The organism is Rhodococcus sp. NPDC056960, from assembly GCF_042674125.1.
Classification (GTDB): domain Bacteria; phylum Actinomycetota; class Actinomycetes; order Mycobacteriales; family Mycobacteriaceae; genus Rhodococcus_F.
Map to the genome: position 1 here is coordinate 142,772 of NZ_JBHURF010000011.1, position 16,380 is coordinate 159,151.

General features: G+C 68.8%; 16 protein-coding genes. 10 read left to right on the forward strand and 6 right to left on the reverse strand.

The annotated features are described in order from the left end of the window. Nucleotides 1-199 precede the first annotated feature (199 nt). Genes ACFTWF_RS19145 through ACFTWF_RS19165 form a run of 5 tightly spaced genes read left to right on the forward strand, consistent with a single transcriptional unit; the run spans nucleotide 200 to nucleotide 5,283 of the window. A complete protein-coding gene (locus tag ACFTWF_RS19145; RefSeq protein ID WP_378462754.1) occupies nucleotides 200-1,036 on the forward strand; it encodes a polysaccharide deacetylase in 837 nt (278 codons plus the stop codon). Beyond that, nucleotides 1,033-2,538, forward strand: coding sequence for a C45 family autoproteolytic acyltransferase/hydolase (locus ACFTWF_RS19150; protein WP_378462755.1), 1,506 nt, complete (start codon nucleotides 1,033-1,035; stop codon nucleotides 2,536-2,538). Before ACFTWF_RS19145 ends, ACFTWF_RS19150 begins: the two co-directional genes overlap by 4 nt. Beyond that, entirely contained in the window at nucleotides 2,535-3,305 is a 771-nt protein-coding gene (locus ACFTWF_RS19155) for an SDR family NAD(P)-dependent oxidoreductase (RefSeq protein ID WP_378462756.1), read from the forward strand. The genes ACFTWF_RS19150 and ACFTWF_RS19155 overlap by 4 nt, the downstream gene beginning before the upstream one ends. Nucleotides 3,306-3,323: 18 nt before the next feature. Further along, on the forward strand, nucleotides 3,324-4,349 hold the full coding sequence (locus ACFTWF_RS19160; protein WP_378462757.1) for a Rieske 2Fe-2S domain-containing protein: 1,026 nt from the start codon (nucleotides 3,324-3,326) through the stop codon (nucleotides 4,347-4,349). Then, nucleotides 4,330-5,283, forward strand: coding sequence for a PDR/VanB family oxidoreductase (locus ACFTWF_RS19165; RefSeq protein WP_378462758.1), 954 nt, complete (start codon nucleotides 4,330-4,332; stop codon nucleotides 5,281-5,283). Before ACFTWF_RS19160 ends, ACFTWF_RS19165 begins: the two co-directional genes overlap by 20 nt. A gap of 21 nt (nucleotides 5,284-5,304) precedes the next feature. Here ACFTWF_RS19165 and ACFTWF_RS19170 read toward each other — a convergent pair whose 3' ends face one another. Continuing rightward, nucleotides 5,305-5,925 carry an allophanate hydrolase subunit 1 gene (locus ACFTWF_RS19170; RefSeq protein WP_378462759.1) on the reverse strand — a complete coding sequence of 207 codons (621 nt, stop codon included), beginning with the start codon at nucleotides 5,923-5,925 and terminating at the stop codon, nucleotides 5,305-5,307. Then, the gene (locus ACFTWF_RS19175) at nucleotides 5,925-6,683 is read right to left on the reverse strand and encodes a LamB/YcsF family protein (RefSeq protein ID WP_378462760.1); all 759 of its coding nucleotides are present in this window, start codon (nucleotides 6,681-6,683) and stop codon (nucleotides 5,925-5,927) included. Before ACFTWF_RS19175 ends, ACFTWF_RS19170 begins: the two co-directional genes overlap by 1 nt. 129 nt (nucleotides 6,684-6,812) lie before the next feature. Here ACFTWF_RS19175 and ACFTWF_RS19180 point away from each other — a divergent pair, with 129 nt between their 5' ends. From ACFTWF_RS19180 to ACFTWF_RS19195, 4 genes are all read left to right on the forward strand, one after another. Then, nucleotides 6,813-7,982: a hypothetical protein gene (locus ACFTWF_RS19180; RefSeq protein WP_378462761.1), complete on the forward strand. Its 1,170-nt coding sequence runs from the start codon at nucleotides 6,813-6,815 to the stop codon at nucleotides 7,980-7,982. After that, the gene (locus ACFTWF_RS19185; RefSeq protein ID WP_378462762.1) at nucleotides 7,979-8,737 is read left to right on the forward strand and encodes an ESX secretion-associated protein EspG; all 759 of its coding nucleotides are present in this window, start codon (nucleotides 7,979-7,981) and stop codon (nucleotides 8,735-8,737) included. The genes ACFTWF_RS19180 and ACFTWF_RS19185 overlap by 4 nt, the downstream gene beginning before the upstream one ends. Before the next feature lie 62 nt (nucleotides 8,738-8,799). After that, nucleotides 8,800-9,213, forward strand: a complete 414-nt coding sequence (locus ACFTWF_RS19190; protein WP_378462763.1) for a hypothetical protein — start codon at nucleotides 8,800-8,802, stop codon at nucleotides 9,211-9,213. Then, a complete protein-coding gene (locus tag ACFTWF_RS19195; protein WP_378462764.1) occupies nucleotides 9,210-9,737 on the forward strand; it encodes a DUF3558 domain-containing protein in 528 nt (175 codons plus the stop codon). The genes ACFTWF_RS19190 and ACFTWF_RS19195 overlap by 4 nt, the downstream gene beginning before the upstream one ends. A gap of 73 nt (nucleotides 9,738-9,810) precedes the next feature. Here the strand turns inward: ACFTWF_RS19195 and ACFTWF_RS19200 are convergent, their stop codons facing one another. The 3 genes from ACFTWF_RS19200 to ACFTWF_RS19210 are packed head-to-tail and all read right to left on the reverse strand — an operon-like array spanning nucleotide 9,811 to nucleotide 12,552. Further along, nucleotides 9,811-10,707 carry a metal ABC transporter permease gene (locus tag ACFTWF_RS19200; protein ID WP_378462765.1) on the reverse strand — a complete coding sequence of 299 codons (897 nt, stop codon included), beginning with the start codon at nucleotides 10,705-10,707 and terminating at the stop codon, nucleotides 9,811-9,813. Beyond that, nucleotides 10,704-11,582 carry a metal ABC transporter ATP-binding protein gene (locus tag ACFTWF_RS19205; protein ID WP_378462766.1) on the reverse strand — a complete coding sequence of 293 codons (879 nt, stop codon included), beginning with the start codon at nucleotides 11,580-11,582 and terminating at the stop codon, nucleotides 10,704-10,706. The genes ACFTWF_RS19200 and ACFTWF_RS19205 overlap by 4 nt, the downstream gene beginning before the upstream one ends. 13 nt (nucleotides 11,583-11,595) lie before the next feature. Continuing rightward, the gene (locus ACFTWF_RS19210) at nucleotides 11,596-12,552 is read right to left on the reverse strand and encodes a metal ABC transporter solute-binding protein, Zn/Mn family (RefSeq protein WP_378462767.1); all 957 of its coding nucleotides are present in this window, start codon (nucleotides 12,550-12,552) and stop codon (nucleotides 11,596-11,598) included. A 139-nt stretch (nucleotides 12,553-12,691) separates the two neighbouring features. Here ACFTWF_RS19210 and ACFTWF_RS19215 point away from each other — a divergent pair, with 139 nt between their 5' ends. Continuing rightward, on the forward strand, nucleotides 12,692-13,783 hold the full coding sequence (locus tag ACFTWF_RS19215) for a substrate-binding domain-containing protein (RefSeq protein ID WP_378462768.1): 1,092 nt from the start codon (nucleotides 12,692-12,694) through the stop codon (nucleotides 13,781-13,783). Nucleotides 13,784-13,796: 13 nt separating this feature from the next. Here ACFTWF_RS19215 and otsB read toward each other — a convergent pair whose 3' ends face one another. Continuing rightward, a complete protein-coding gene (gene otsB, locus ACFTWF_RS19220) occupies nucleotides 13,797-16,337 on the reverse strand; it encodes a trehalose-phosphatase (RefSeq protein ID WP_378462769.1) in 2,541 nt (846 codons plus the stop codon). Nucleotides 16,338-16,380 lie beyond the last annotated feature (43 nt).

A 16,380-nucleotide genomic window follows, 5' to 3' on the forward strand; every position in this document is an offset into this window, starting at 1 on the left:
GGGGCGTCGCTGCGCAATGCGTAGCAGGGCTAGTGTGATCGACGCAAAAACAAAGCAATTCTCGGGTTGTGTAGCGCTTTGCGTGCTGTTAGTGTGGTGTGCAACACGCAAAGCGTTGAATCGATGCTATTCGATAACGCAACGCGCAGCATCGAGTCGTACTCGCCGCCGGAGAGTGGCGCAATCAGAGGAGCGTGTCTTGACGATTCAGGACTTTCCCGCTGCAGACTGGCCGGGCAACAAGGCGGCCGCGGTGTCGTTGACCTTCGACGTCGACGCGGAAGCCGGCTGGCTGGGGGAGGGCGACGAGTACGCGCGCCGTCTGACCATCCTGTCCGAGGGCCGCTACGGCGTCACGCGCGGAGTGCCGCGCATCCTCGATCTGCTTGCCCGGTACGACATCTCGGCCACGTTCTTCGTCCCCGGACACACCGCGGAGCACCACCCCGCGATGGTGGAGAGCCTGCTCGACGCGGGACACGAAATCGGCCACCACGGACACCTGCACCTGCGCAGCGACAAGGTGAGCGCACAGCAGCAGATCGACGAGATCGACAAGGGCCTCGAGGCGCTGGAGCGGCTGGGCGTCCCCCGGCCGCGGGGATACCGCTCCACCTCCTGGGAACTCACCCCGGAGACGTTCGCGTTGCTCGTCGACCGCGGATTCCTCTACGACTCCAGCTGCATGGGCGACGACCGCCCGTACGTGGAGTCCTGGGACGGGCTCGAGATCCTCGAACTGCCCGTGCACTGGTCGCTCGACGACTGGCCGCGCTTCGGCTGGAACATCGACGGCGGCGGCAACGTCGCCGATCCAGAAGAGCTGCGTCGTTGCTGGACAGCCGAATTCGAATCGGCCCGCGCCGAACGCAGGCACACGAGCTTCACCATGCATCCCGAGGTCATCGGACGCCCCTACCGGCTCGCCCAATTCGAGCAGGTCGTGGCGCACATGGCCGAATCCGGCGACGTGTGGTTCGCCCGCCTCGACGAGGTCGCCGCACGGGTGGCGCCGCGACTGCAGGTCGCGTCGTGACGCGCCGGTTCCGCTCCACGCAGACCCGGCCGTGGGACCGCGGCTACGAATTCGGGAGCGTTCACGCGGAACAGGTCGGCGCCTGCGTGGCCGCGTACCGGCAGTTGTTCGACCGCGCCGCCGGCTCGGCCGTCGACCTGGACCACTGGGGAGCCGTCGCCCTCGAGCGGATCACCGAGGCCGCACCCGCGCTCGCCGAGGAGATCGACGGCATCGCTGAAGGAGCCAGCCTGCCGGTCACCGCGGTCGCGGCGATCAATGCGCGTACCGAAGTGCTTGCAGCAGTGGGTTCGTCCTCACCGAGCGAGTGCTCGACCGTCGTCAAGCTCGGGAACGGGGCGGCGCCAGTTTCCGTGCAGGCGTGGGACTGGTTCGCCGAACTCGCCGACCTCTGGCTCGTCTGGGAGATCCCGCACGAGAACGGGCACCTGACCACCACGGTCACCGAATACGGCATCGTCGGCAAGATCGGCGTCAACGACCGCGGCCTGGGCGTGCACTTCAACATCCTCCATCACACCGAGGACGGGAACGGGATCGGCGTCCCGGTGCACGTGCTGGCCCGCGCCGTGCTCGACGAGTCGCGCGACCTCAACCACGCGCTCGTCCGGCTCGCCCGGGCGGACGTGTCCGCGTCGACGTCGCTGACGCTCGTCGCGAGCACCGGCGGTGAATCCGCCGCCGTGAGCGTCGAACTCAACCCCGGCGGGATCGGCTACGCGCTGCCGGACCCCGACGGACTCCTCGTCCACACCAATCATTTCCTCAGCAGTCCGGCGAACCTGCACGACAAGGAACTCCGGGACGGACCGGACACCGTCATCCGATTCGACCTGCTCCACCGTCGACTGTCCGGCCGGCCGGACGTCGATGTCCCCACAGTCCTCGAGGCGATGACGTCACACCTGCTCGGCGGCGGAGCGACGTGCTGCCACGTCGACTCGGCCCTGCCTGCGTCGGCACGCTTCGAGACCCTCGCCACCGTCTCGCTCGACGTCGAGAACGGAACCCTGACCGCTCACTCCGGTGGGCCCTGCACCATCCTTGCCGATTTCGCGGCACCGACCAAGGAGAACACCGTGCTGAAACTGAAGCGCATCGACAACATGGACATCCTCACGCGCGATGTCGACGCACTCGTGGAGTTCTACCACGGCGTCCTCGGGCTCCCCTTCCACCTCCCGTACGAGAAGGACGAGGAGTGGGCGGCGATCGACCTGGGCAACGTGACGCTGTACATCTTCAAATCCGAAGTGGGCGAACACGCGCCGCGCCGCACCGCGATCAACCCCGACAACGCGCCCGGCTACGACTCGATCGCGTTCGAGGTCGACAGCCTCGACGAGGCCGAGGCCGCGCTGGACGGGCGCGTCGAATGGGTCGACGAGCGGATCCAGTGGAAGCACCCCAGCGGCACCTGGTACCAGTACCGTCCGTTCTTCGACCCCGACGGCAACATGCTGTACGTCACCGAGCCGCACATCGTCGGAGCCGAAGCATGAGTCCGGCCGCCATTCCCACTGTGCGGCTGGACGACCGCGTCGCACTCGTCACCGGCGCGGCCCGGGGCATGGGCGCCGCCCACGCGCGGACCCTCGCGTCCCGCGGAGCCGACCTGATCGTAGCCGATCTCGACACCGCAGAACTGTCGGCCGTCGCCAAGGAGATCCGCGACAGCACCGGCCGCCGCGTCGAATGCCTCGCACTGGACGTCACGACACCGGACGCCGGTGAGCGGGTCGTCGCCGTCGCGAACGACAGCTTCGGCCGCCTCGACGTCCTGGTCCACAACGCGGGCATCATGCACGACTGGAAGACGCTGAGCGAGACACCGGTCGAGAACCTGCGGCCCTACCTCGACGTCAACGTCCTCGGCCCGTACGCCATCACCCGCGCCGCGACGCCGCTCCTCGCCCGCAGCGAGGCACCGCGCGTCATCTTCATCTCCTCGCAGTGGGGGCAGGTTCCGGACGGACACTCCTACGGCTACATGGTGTCCAAGACAGCGCAGCTCGGCCTGATGAAGGCGCTGTCCGCCGAACTCGTCGCGCGGAAGATCCTCGTCAACGCCGTCGCCCCGGGCGCGATCCACACCCGGATGGTTCCCGACGAGGTCTATGCCGAAGAGCTCGCAGCCGTACCCCTCGGCCGTCTCGGCGACGCCCACGAAATCGCCGCGGCCGTTGCCTTCCTCGCCTCCGACGGAGCCGCATTCATCACCGGTCAGACCCTCGCGGTCAACGGTGGAGCGCTCGTCGTCGGCGCCTGATCTCCCGAAAGGACCCTCGTGACCACCTCCATCCCCACCCCCACCAAACGTGAACTGGCCGAGGCGGCGATGCGCCGCTCCTGGTTCCCGGTCGCGCGAATCCGCGACCTCGACACGCCCCAGACGGCCACGCTTCTCGGCGTCGGCCTGGTGATCTACCGCGACGGCGAGGGACGGATCTCGGTGCAGTCGCGGCGTTGCCCGCACCGCGGCGGCGACCTGTCGATGGGCGAAGTGCACCGGAGTTCCATCGGCTGCCCGTACCACGGCTGGGAGTTCTCCAGCACCAACGGCAGTTGCAGCCGCATCCCGTCCCTGGCGGATCAGGGCAAGATCCCGCCGCGCGCGTCGATCGCCACGTACCCCGCAGTCGAGCGGTTCGGGCACGTCTGGACCGTGCTCGAGGACCCGATCCGCGACATGTACGAGATCGAGGAGTGGCAGGGCCTCGACCTCGAATGGCTCGCCGCCGACCCCATCGACTCGTCGGTCGGCGTCGGCGTGACGATCGAGAACTTCCGCGACGTCGCGCACTTCCCCTTCGTCCACAAGGTGTCGATGGGCCCGACCCCGGAGGTCGTCGAACCGCTGGACGTCAACCGGGACGGTCTCGACGTCTGGATGGACCGGCCGCTCGACGCGGGCTCCGGCGACTGGGCCGGCGACGGCGACTGCATGATGCGGTACCGCTGCTCCGCACCGGGTCTCGCGTCCATCACCTACCACTACGAGAAGCTGGGACGCCGCGTCGTCGCCGGGTTCCCGTCGCCGATCGACTACGAACACGTCAAGATCTTCTGGGGCGTCGCCAACGAGGTCGGCTACCGCGGCGCCGACCTCGAGGAATGCCTGCGCGTCGAGGAAATGGTGTACCTCGAGGACATCCCGATCGTCGAATTCATCGAACCCCGCGAAATCCCCTGGGATTCCGAGTTCCAGGAGTTCTCCGTGCCCGCCGACCTGTTCACCCTCAACTACCGACGGTCGTTCACCGAGCTGATGACCCGTGTCGAGGACGGCAGCCATGTCAACGAGTTCGTCTGATCCGCAGACGCTTCCGCTGCGCGTCGTCGCCGCCCGCTGGGAGGCCGAGTCGATCACCTCCTACGAGTTCGCCCGCGCCGACGGCGGTGAGCTGCCCGCCTGGGTACCCGGTGCCCACGTCGACGTGCACCTGCCGTCGGGGACGGTCCGGCAGTACTCGCTGTGCGGCGACCCCGCCGACACGTCGCGGTACCGCATCGCCGTCCTCGAACTACCTTCGGGCCGAGGCGGTTCGGTGGAGGTCCACCGCGAACTGCGTCCGGGGCGCCCGATCCGGATCGGCCTGCCGCGCTCCAACTTCGCCCTGGCCGACGCCGAGCGGTACGTGTTCGTCGCCGGCGGAATCGGCATCACCCCGATGCTGCCGATGATCCGGGAAGTGCAGCGGCGCGGTCGAACCTGGGAACTGGTGTACGGCGCGCGCACCGCCGAGCACTTCGCGTTCGTGAGCGAACTGGACGCGTCCGCGGTGCGATTGGTGCCGCAGGACACGGACGGTCACCTCGACCTGGCGTCCGTCGTCGAGTCCTCGTCGGGGGCGGCGGTCTTCTGCTGCGGTCCCACACCGCTCATGGACGCGCTGGTGGAACGGATGTCGCAGGCGGGTCGCGCCGGCGACCTCCACCTCGAACGGTTCGCCGCGGCGGCCCCCGCAGTCGAGTCGGGCGGAGAATTCGAGGTCGAACTGGCCCGCAGCGAGAAGGTCGTGTCGGTGCGTCCCGATCAGACGGTGCTCGAGGCCGTCCGCGACGCCGGCGTCGACCATCCGTCGTCCTGCGAGATGGGCATCTGCGGGTCCTGCGAGGTGAAGGTCCTCGGCGGCGACGTCGACCACCGCGACGACCTCCTCACCGAAAGCGAACGCGCGCAGTGCAACAGCATGATGATCTGCGTGTCCCGGGCAAGGGGAGCCCGCCTGGTCCTCGACCTGTGAGTACTTATTAACGTCGGGCGGTTAATAAGTACTCACGGGCGCGAAGCGCACCACGACGCCGGGGCGGAGCAGGGCCGGGGGAATGCGGTCGGCATCCCAGATCGGTTCGTCCGTGGTCCCGATGAGCTGCCAGCCTCCGGGCGAGCTGCGGGGATAGATTCCGGTGAACTCCCCGCCCAGCGCGACGGTCCCGGCGGGAACGGAGGTCCGGGGCGTCGCGCGGCGCGGCACGTGAAGTTCGGGCGCACCGCCGGAGAGGTACCCGAAACCCGGTGCGAAGCCGCAGAACGCCACCGTCCACGGTGTCCCGGTGTGCGCGGCGACCACACCGTCGACGCCCAGACCGGTCAGCTCGGCCACGTCCTCGAGGTCGGGGCCGTCGTAGCGCACCTCTATCCGGATCTCCTCCGGGGCATCGTCGGCGACCGGCGGCGCCGGCTCCGTGGTCCGCACCCACTTGGCGACGCGGTCCCGGCTGGTCGCGCCGTGGTCGAACCGGACCAGGATGGTGCGTGCCGCCGGAATCACCTCCACGACCCCGGGCGGCCGGGACCCGTCCAGGGCACGGAAGTGCGCGAGCACGGTGCCGAGATCCTCGAACTCGGCGAGGATCGCGCTTTCTCCGACGTCTAGGATGCGCATCACACGAACGGCTCCACCGTGATGCCGTCGGTGTCGAGCAACGACCGGATGGCGGTGGCCATCTCGACAGCCGCGGGCGTATCGCCGTGGACGCAGACGGATTCGGCGGCGACCGTGAGCACCGTACCGTCGACCGCCTCGACGGTGTGATCGACGACGAGTCGGCGGACCCGCTCGGCCACGACCACCGGATCGTGCAGGACGGCCCCGTCCGTCGTCCGGGGCACCAGAGTGCCCTCGGGGGTGTACGCGCGGTCAGCGAAAGCCTCGGTGACCGTCCGCAGTCCGGCCTTCTCGGCCTCCTCGAGAAACATCGAACCGGGCAGACCGAGAACCGGAAGCGTCGGGTCGTACGCGCCGACCGCCGCGACCACCGCCCGGGCCTGCTCGCGGTGATGCACGATCGCGTTGTACAGCGCGCCGTGCGGTTTCACGTACGCCACCGCGGATCCGGAGACCTGAGCGAGACCGTCCAGGGCACCGATCTGATAGACGACGTCGGCGGTCAGATCGCGCGGAGAGACGTCGATGAACCGGCGTCCGAACCCGGCGAGGTCGTGGTAGCCCACCTGCGCCCCGATCCGGACCGTCAGCTCGGAGGCCGCGGAACAGGTGGCCATGAGGGTCGCAGGGTCGCCCGCATGAAACCCGCACGCCACGTTCGCGCTGGTCACGAGCTTCAGCATCGCCAGGTCGTCGCCGAGGGTCCAAGCGCCGTAGCTCTCGCCGAGGTCGCTGTTCAGATCGATTGCCGGCACATATTCGATACTAGGGTTCCGAGTGCCGTCTTGTAGATTCTCTCGCGGGGGCGGGCGGAACCGGTGAGGGACCTGCTGCGTCAGAACAATTGACCGCGCGTGGTGGAGTGCGCCATCGGAGGGGGAAACGTGACCGACCCGGCATACATCAAGGATCCCGAGAACTTTCATTCGGACCAGTGGGATCACGCGCGGATTGCGAGTGCCGTCGCGGGCATGGACGTCGAGCTCGTGAGCGGCATCGCGAGAGCCTGGACCGAACTGGGGACGACGGCCCACGACGCGATCGTCGAATTCAGCGATGCAATCAAGAAGACGATCGGCGAGAGCTGGCAGGGAACTGCCGCGTCGGCGGCTTCCGGCGAGACCCAGCGGTACTCCTCGTCCGCGGCGCAGGCGCAGGAGCAACTCCACGGAGTGGCGGCGGCATTGACGCCGCTGGCCGAGACGGTCGCATCTCTGCGGTCGCAGGTCCCCGAGACCATCGGCACCGGACTGTGGGACAAGCTGACACCCTGGGACACGGACACCGAGGACGAGTACTACCGGCGCGAAGGCGAAGCGCGCGAGAAGATGGCTGCGATCTACAACCCCGGACTCGCGACGTCGGACGGCAACGTCCCGTCGTTCACCACACCGGAAAGCATCGTCGATGTGCGGTCGGGTCAGGCCGGCCCCGGTAACGAGCAGGCCAGCGGCACGCCGAATTCGAGCGATCGGGTCGGGGCACCGAGCGTCGCGCAGCCTACCTCCGGCGAGGCTCCCGCGAGCGACCCGTCCGCCGTGTCCGCTGGGGATGGCGCGCCGGCGCCGGACGACACGCAGCCGGACGCCGCAACCGCGCCGTCGACGGCGGCGACCGCACCGGCGTCGACGGCCACTGCCTCGGTGACGGGGGATCAGACGCAGAGCAGGCCGGGTCTCGCACAGGGCGTTGATTCGTCCGCGGGTGCCGGATCGCGATCCGCGGGCGCCGGAGCAGGCGGCGGAGCCGCTGGTGGGATCGGTGTCGGCGGGCTCGGCGGCGGTGTCGGCGCCGGAAATCGGGCAGGGTCCGTGGCGAGGCCGGGCTCCACACCCGGGGCCGCGGGGGTGGCAACCGGTGGTCGGACGGGTGCCGGGATGCGCGGCACCGGCCCAATGGGTGGCGGAATGATGGGCGGCGGCGGTGCAGGAGCCGGCAAGGGCGGCGGCGAGGACAAGGAACACAAGACGCCCGACTACCTGATCACCCTCGACAACGGCAACGAGTTGATCGGCAAACTGCCCCTCGTCTCGCCACCGGTGATCGGCGCATGAGCATGCACAATTGGCGGTTGCGTCCCGAACTGTTCGACGCGCTGTGGGCCGGCACCGGGCAGGATCGCATCCCGTACCCGTTCCGGATCGTCAGCGCGCACCCCGGTCTCAACGCCTATGTGGCAGAGCAGAACCGGTTACGCGAATCCTTCGCGGGAGCCGAACACGACGACGTGAAGTCGGCGCTGGCGGTTCTCGCCGAGCCCGAGGTGTATGTCGAGATCTCCGGTTCCACCGTCGACGAGACACCGATCCGCATCATCGGCGCGCAGGGGCGGGGATGGGCGGTGATCGCCGCCCAACTCCCCGGCCGGGCACCGCACATCGGTGGCGACGTGGTGGTCGGCGCAGGTGCGGCCGGGCGACTCGGCGCGCAACTGGTCGGCCTGATCCCGCAGAACGCCGCCGGCCGGCACCGGTTTCGGCGGGACGAGGAGGACCTCGGCTTCTCCCGGGGAATCCTGCAGGACGTCAATCGGGTGGCGCCCCCTCCGCGACTCGAATCCGCCGTGCAACGCGGATACGCGGGGCGCGGGAAGGTCAGGGTGTTCCGCGGACCCCGCTACGGCACCGGCAGGGACGTCGGCGTCATGCAGTGGATCGACATCGCCGGCGACGGCCGCTACCTGATCGGTCCGCACGATCCCGCCGCCGCGCACCCGGCAGGCCCCGACCAACTCGTATCGTCGCTCGACACCCTCATCAGGGTCGGTACCACTCCTCGCACAGGGTCGGTCGGCGGGCGCGGTTGGTAGATTGCCACGCGCCGGCGATTCCACAGGTGGGACACAGCAGCACACACGGAGGGGACACAACCATGGCGGGGCCAGAAGCACCGGAAGCCGGATGGAAGGCTTTCACCGAAAACATCGTCGGAGGAGGCAGGCTCGAACTCGACCCCGCCGGCATCGAGCAGTGCATCAAGCTGTGCCAGGAGCATGCGGAGCTGATGGGCGACTTGGCTGACAACGCTCGTCAGAAACTTCGTGCAGCTGACTTGGGAATTGGAGAGCACGACATCGACTCGGCCAAGCAACTGGCACGGAAGTTCGATGAGAAGGCCATCGGCGGCGGTGACATCGACTTCGCGAACACGGCGGTGGGTCTGTTCGGTGCGCATCAAACGTATGCGAAGGACATGAAGTCGATGTTCGAGGCGGTCCTCGCGCGCTACAACGAGCAAGATGCGGCGATTGCCTTGAGTCTTGGTTCGGTCGGAGGGGACTTATGAACCGTCCGTTGGGTGGCTTCGCCTTGGTGCTCGGCGTTGCGGTGGTAGGCGCAATCGCAGGTTGTTCAACCCCGGTGGATGGTGCAGCTGCGCAACAACCGGCTAGGGAGATCGCGTTCCACCCATGTGACGGCCTTACCCCCGAGGCACTTCAAGCGGCGCAGATCGATGTGCGCCCGGGATCGCGACTGTCGGACGAGCCTGCAAATCGATCATGCTCATTTCGATCACGCAACCCGGACTACGGCGTCGTCATCTCCGCAATCGGTGAAACACCGGACAGCGTGAAGAGCGACGACCGCTTCGCCGTCCTGAGTGAGACGGAGATCGGCGGGCGGCGTGCGCTGGTGTCGGATTTTCGCGGGGGCAGTGCGTGCACGGTGTCGGTGGCGATTGAGCCGGGGATTCTCGAGTTCATGATCGGGTACAGCGAACTGGAGGATTTCACGACTGTCGAGGCGGCGTGTGATCAGGCCACGAAGGTGGCGACGACGTTGGCGCCTTATTTCCCCGACCATTTGTAGGGGAGCCGAACTGAGCCGCCACTTTCCGCGAATCGATGGCCGAACTGGCCTTCACAAGCCCGAAAGTGGTGGCTCAGTGCGAGTGGGCGGCGTGCGAGTGGGCGATGCGTCCGGCGTTTTTGCGCCGTGAGGATCCGCTGAGTCTGCAGACGAGGTAGATGATGAACGAGATCGAGGTGACGAAGCTGGACACCGGCACTCCGGGTGCGAGGGAGAGCAGGATGCCGCCGACGGCGGCGAGTTCGGCGAACACGATCGACAGGATCGTGGCCTTCAGCGGGCTGGCGGTGACGTAGGCGGCGGCTGCGGCGGGGGTGATGAGCAGTGCCATCACCAGCAGCGCCCCGACGATCTGGACGCCGAGGGCGGCCGTGATGCCGACGAGGACGGCGAACACGATCGACAGCGCGCGCACGGGGACGCCGCGGGCTTCGGCGACGTCGGGGTCGGTGCTCGCGAAGAGGAGGGGACGGTAGATCAGGCCGAGGACCCCGATGACCAGGACGGCGCAGAGCAGCAGCAACTGCAGGCCGCTGTTTCCGGGGGCGACGATCTGGCCGATCAGCAGCGAGAAACTGGTGCCGGTGCGGCCTTGATACGACCAGATGAACAGCACCGACAGGCCGAGGCCGAACGCCATGATCACACCGATCACGGAGTCGCGATCGCGGGCCTTCGCACCGAGCAGCCCGAACAGCACCGCCGCGACCACCGACCCGGCGATGGCGCCGGCACCGACGCTGACCCCGATGAGCAGGGCCGCCGACGCACCGGTCAGGGACAGTTCGCTCGTGCCGTGCACGGCGAACGACATCTGCCTGCTGACGATCAGCGGGCCGATGGCTCCGGCGAGCAGTCCGAGGATGGCGCCCGCGATCAATGCCTGCTGGACGAAGTCGTACTGCAGGAGGTCGACCGTGGCGGAGACGTCGAACATGTGCGACATCGCGTCGGTGAACTTGTTGCTCATGCGTGTCCCTCGTCTGTGTGGTGCACACCCTCGCCGGGGCGGAGACCGCCCGCGCTGCCGAGTGCGTCGATGGCGTCGCCGGTGCCGATGACGACGAGGCGGCCGCGCACGTGCAGCACCTCGACGTCGGTGCGGTACAGCTCGGACAGCACCTCCGACGTCATGACCTCTTCCGGTGCGCCGATGCGGAACTGTCCGTCGACGAGGTAGAGCACGCGGTCGACGAGCGGGAGGATCGGGTTGATCTCGTGGGTGACGAACAGCACCGCGGTGTCGTGGGTGCGTCGGCGCCGGTCGATGAGTCCCGACACGAGGTTCTGGTTGGCGAGGTCGAGGCTCAGCAGCGGTTCGTCGCACAGCAGGATCTGGGGGTTGCCGACGAGGGCCTGCGCGATCCGCAGTCGTTGCTGCTCGCCGCCGGACATGGAGCCGATCGGCGCGTCCGCGTAGTGCTGCGCGCCGACTTCGGCGATCGCCGCGTCGACGATCGCCCGGCGTCGGCCGCGCCGGAGGAGACCGGTTCCCCACTGGTGGCCGTCGACACCGAGCCCGACGAGGTCGCGGCCCCGCAGCGGCAGCCCGTCGTCGAGCGACTTCTGCTGGGGGATGTACCCGACGTGCGAATTGCCCTTCCGTGCCGGGGTTCCGGCGATGCGCGCGCTGCCGGAACTGAGGTCGAGCTGGCCGAGCAGCACCTTGAGCAGCGACGTCTTGCCCGACCCGTTGGGTCCGAGGACGGCGACGAATTCACCGGGTTCCACGGTGAGGTCGAGGTCCTGCCAGAGTGTGCGTTCGCCGAAGGACAGCCGCGCCCCCGTCAATTCCAGTGCGGGGACGCGACCGTTGCCGGTGTTCGTCGAAGTGGGTTCTGTCACAAGCCGATCAGTTCTATTGCAGAGCCGCGGCGAGCGACTCGGCGGTATTGGTCTGCCACTGAATGTAGTCCAGGCCTTCGGGCAGGGTTTCGGTCACCTCGACGACGGGGATGCCCGCCGACTCGGCCGTGGCCCGCACGTCCTGGGTGACCCGGTCCTGGGTCTGCACGTTGTAGACGAGGGCCTGCACCTGCTTGTCGGTGAGCAGTTGCCGTGTCGCGGCGATGGCGGCGGGCGCGGGATCGTTGCCGTTCTCGATGGCGCTGGTGAAGTCGGGTGGGGTGACGTCCTTCAGCCCCGCCGACTGGAGCAGGTAGTGGGCGATCGGTTCGGTCTGGGCGACGGGCGCGCCCGGGTGCGCGGCGGCGATGCCGTCGGTGATCGTGGAGATCTGCTCGAGCTGACCGTGGAAGGCGGCGGCGTTGGCCTTGTACGCGTCGGCGTTGTCGGGGTCGAGTTGGCCGAGCTTGTCCGCGATGGACTGCGCGGTGGCGTCGACGGTGTCGACGTCGAACCAGACGTGCTCGTTGACGTCGCCGTGGTCGTGGCCCTCGTGCGAGTCGCCGCCGGCCGCGTGTTCGTCCTCGCCTTCGTGCGCGCCACCCTGGAGGAGATCGAACGCGTTGACTGTGAGTTGATCGCTGTTGCCGGTGCCGATGATGTCGTCGACGAAGTGGTCGTAGCCGCCGCCGTTGTAGACGATCAGCGACGCGTCGGTGAGCTTGGCGGCGTCGGCGGGGCTCGCCTCGAAGGAGTGCGGGTCGGACGACGGCTCGGTGACGATCGACGTGACGTCCACCTTGTCACCCGCGACGGCCTGCGCGACGCTGCCCCAGACGTTCGTCGACGCGACGACGGTCAGCGTGCCGTCGCCGGTGGTGTCGGAGCCGCACGCGCTGAGGGTGAGGGTCGCGGCGACCGACAGCCCGACGGCGGCCGTGGCGGCACGAAAACCTGAGGAAACGCGCACAGAAAACTCCTGACACAGAGACGAACGCTAAACGCTATTGGAAACCGTTACCGTTGCACTTTAGCGGATCGGTCCTGGTAGTGCACTTTCGGTGCAGCCCCGACGCGCCGGAACGCCGGCCAGGTACTAACGTCCCCCTATGCCCAGGTCTCGACAACCTCGTCGCCAAGCCACGCTGGCGTCGCTCGCGGCCGAGCTCAATATTTCGCGAACAACGGTGTCCAATGCCTACAACCGGCCGGATCAACTGTCCGCGGAACTCCGTGACCGGGTGCTGCAGGCGGCGAAGCGCCGCGGGTACCCGGGGCCCGACCCGGTGGCGCGCTCACTGCGCACCCGCAGGGCAGGCGCCGTGGGACTGCTGCTCACGGAGGCCCTCAGCTACTCCTTCCGCGACCCGGCCGCGATGAGCTTCCTGTCCGGACTGGCCGAGTCGTGCGAGGCGGCCGGGCAGGGTCTGCTCCTGATCCCGGCGGGCCCGGGACGCGAGGAGGCCGACGCCGCCGCCGTCGTGCAGCAGGCGGGTGTCGACGGGTTCGTGGTGTATTCGGTCGCGGACGACGACCCCTACCTCGCGGCGGTGTGCGAGCGGCACATCCCGATGGTCGTATGCGACCAGCCTCGCGAGATCCCGGGGGCGTCGCTCATCGGAATCGACGACCGCGGCGCGATGCGCGGCCTCGCCGACTACCTGATCGGCCTCGGCCACCGCGACATCGGTGTGCTGAGCATGCGGCTGGGACGCGACCGGTCGGACGGGGTGGCCGACGCCGAGCGTCTGCGGTCACCGAACTTCCACGTCCAGCGCGAACGCATCGAGGGGGTGCGCGACGCGATGGCGGACGCCGGCCTGGACCCGGGGACGCTGACCGTCGTCGAGCGTTTCGAGCACACCGGGAAGTCGGGGCATGCCGGGGCCGCGCAGGCGCTCGGGGTGAATCCGCGGATCACCGCGCTCGTGTGCACCACCGACGTTCTCGCCCTGGGCGCCTTGGACTGGGCGCGTTGGCAGGGCATCGACGTGCCCGGACAGCTGTCGGTCACCGGGTTCGACGGCGTCGACGACGCGCTGCGCGAGGGCCTGACCACGGTGCGGCAGCCGCAGGAGGAGAAGGGTCGCCGGGCCGGCGGCGCCCTGCTGATGTCGCCGTCGCACTCCGGTGTCGCGACCGTCGAGATGCTCGAGACGGAACTGCTGCGCGGAACGACCGCCGGGCCGGCCAGGCGCTGACCGACCCGATGCTCTAGGCCAGGAGCTGGGCGCAGCGCAGCAGCCCGAGGTGGCTGTACGCCTGGGGGTGGTTGCCCAGTGAGCGTTCGGCGACGGGGTCGTATTCCTCGCTGAGCAGCCCGGTCGGTCCGGCGGCGTCGACCAGTTGCGCGAACAGCGCCTCCGCCTGCGACCGCTGACCGATCAGCAGGTACGCCTCGACCAGCCAGGCCGCGCACAGGTGGAAGCCGCCCTCGGTGCCGGGCAGTCCGTCGTCGTGGTGGTACCGGTACACGGTCGACCCGCTGCGCAGTTCGGCCTCGGTGGCGGTGACGGTGGCCGCGAACTTCTCGTCCGACGGGTCGATCAGCCCCGACAGTCCGATGTAGAGGGTGGCAGCGTCGAGGTCGGTGCCGTCGTAGGCGGCGGTGTACGAGCGGACCTCGTCCTTCCAGCCCTTCTCGCGGACCTCGTCCGCGATCTTGTCGCGCAGCGGCGTCCAGCCAGGTTCGATGTCGCGGCCGAAGTGCTCGGCGAGCGCCACCGCCCGGTCGACGGTGACCCAGCCCATCACCTTGGAGTACACGTGGTGACGCGGGTTGTCGCGGATCTCCCAGATTCCGTGGTCGGGTTCGAACCAGCGACGCTCCACCGCCTCGACCATGGCGCACACCAGTTCCCAGTCGCGGTCGTTGAGCGCGACCTCGACGCCCTGCTTCTCGCGGGCATGGGACAGGTCGTGGATGAGTTCGACGATGGGTCCGAACACGTCGAGTTGCACCTGCTGATTCGCCGCGTTGCCGATGCGGACCGGACGCGAGCCGGCGTATCCGGGCAGCGAGTCGATGACGGCCTCGGGCGGCAGACCGGCACCGTGCAGCGTGTAGAGAGGGTGCAGGCGTTCGGGGCCGGGGAGTGTCTCGAGGACGTCGTGCACCCAGTCGAGGTAGCCCTCGGCCTCGCTGAGCGAACCGATGCTGACGAGTGCGGACGCGGTGAGCGCCGCGTCGCGCAGCCAGCAGTATCGGTAGTCCCAGTTGCGGACGCCGCCGATCTCCTCGGGCAGCGAGGTGGTGGCGGCCGCCATGATCGCCCCGGAGTCGACGTGCACGAGGCCACGCAGGGTGAGCGCCGAGCGCTTCATCAGGTCGGGTTTCAGGGTGGGCAGGGTGAGGCTCTTCGCCCAATCCGACCAGTACGATTCGGCGACGGCGCGCCGCTCCTCCTCGGGCGTCTCGGACGGCCCGATTTCCTCGGTGCCACAACGCAATTCCAGCACTATGTCGCCGCCGGACGGGTCGACGACGGCATGCGCGGTCTGCTGGTTGCCGTCCGACGTGACGTTCCACTGCACGCCGGGGGAGCGCAGGACGATCGGCTCGTTGGTGCCGTGCACCCGCAGTCCTTCGGCGACCGCCTCGAGGATGACCTGGCCCTGCCCGAACTCGGGTCGCGGCGCGAACGTCACGACTGCGGCGGCCTTCCCGCTGATCACCCGGGTCAGGTCGGTGCGGCCCTGGCGGACGTCGTGCGGCAGGTAGTCGGTCACGGCCAGGCTGGCCCACCGGGTCTGCACGGTCATCGTGCTGTCGATGTACCGCTGGCTCAGCGGCAGGGCGCTGCGGTGCGGGCCGACGCTGAAGTGACCGGCTTCCGGCCCGCCGAGCAGGTGCGCGAACACGGACGCCGAGTCGGGTTCGGGATGACACAGCCACGTGAGCGTCGCGTCGGGGGTGACGAGGGCGACGGTCCGCGGGCTGGCGAGCATGGTGAGGCGCTCGATCGGCGGCGCGTGCGCCCCGGACAGCCAGGTGCGGCGCTCCTCGAGCAGGAACGCGAGAGCAGCGGCGACGTCCTCGGTGGACGAGACCCGGTATTCGGCGAGGCTGTCGCCGGGTCCGACCTTCACGCCGAGGTCGGGGCCCTGGAGGCGGGCGAACGCCTTCTCGTCGGTGACGTCGTCGCCGACGAAGACGGCTGCGGTCGCGCCGTCCTGGTGTCGGATCAGGTCGAGCGCATGGCCCTTGTCGGTGGCGACGACGGCCAGTTCGATGACGGACTTGCCCTCGGTGACCTGGACCCCCACGCGCTGCCCGGCGTCGGCGCGGACCGCGGCCAGGGCCTGTGCGCCTTCCTCGGCGTCGGCGTTGCGGACGTGGAGTGCGACGCTCGCCGGTTTCGCCTCCACCGACGTGCCGGCGTGCAGGGCGGCGATCCGCCTGAGCTCCTCGGTGATCTCGACGAGAAGCTTCTTGGCGTCGGCGTCGATCGCATGGATGAACCCGATGTCGAATTCCGAGCCGTGGCTGCCGACCAGCTGCACCTCGGCGGGCAGCCGCGACAGCGCGGCGAGGTCTTTGAGGGCCCGGCCCGAGATCACGGCCGCCGTGGTTCCGGCGAGGCTGGCCAGGGCGCGGAGCGCGCGCACCGATTCGGCGTGCGGAAATGCCTTCTCGGGGTCGGAGACGATGGGGGCCATCGTGCCGTCGTAATCGGACGCGACGAGCAGTCGAGGGGTCCGCGCCACCCGGGAGAGGGCACGACGAAGTTCGATGGGCAGATCATGGGCGCTCACACGTTCAAATCTAGGGGATGTGACGGCTGTGAGCGCGTTCTCG

Excerpts from the sequence above, each read along its gene's own strand:
- ACFTWF_RS19155 (WP_378462756.1), top strand. The coding sequence starts at position 2,535 with ATGAGTCCGGCCGCCATTCCCACTGTGCGGCTGGACGACCGCGTCGCA.
- ACFTWF_RS19165 (WP_378462758.1), top strand. The coding sequence starts at position 4,330 with ATGTCAACGAGTTCGTCTGATCCGCAGACGCTTCCGCTGCGCGTCGTC.
- ACFTWF_RS19170 (WP_378462759.1), bottom strand. The coding sequence starts at position 5,925 with ATGCGCATCCTAGACGTCGGAGAAAGCGCGATCCTCGCCGAGTTCGAG.
- ACFTWF_RS19185 (WP_378462762.1), top strand. The coding sequence starts at position 7,979 with ATGAGCATGCACAATTGGCGGTTGCGTCCCGAACTGTTCGACGCGCTG.
- ACFTWF_RS19190 (WP_378462763.1), top strand. The coding sequence starts at position 8,800 with ATGGCGGGGCCAGAAGCACCGGAAGCCGGATGGAAGGCTTTCACCGAA.
- ACFTWF_RS19195 (WP_378462764.1), top strand. The coding sequence starts at position 9,210 with ATGAACCGTCCGTTGGGTGGCTTCGCCTTGGTGCTCGGCGTTGCGGTG.
- ACFTWF_RS19200 (WP_378462765.1), bottom strand. The coding sequence starts at position 10,707 with ATGAGCAACAAGTTCACCGACGCGATGTCGCACATGTTCGACGTCTCC.
- ACFTWF_RS19215 (WP_378462768.1), top strand. The coding sequence starts at position 12,692 with ATGCCCAGGTCTCGACAACCTCGTCGCCAAGCCACGCTGGCGTCGCTC.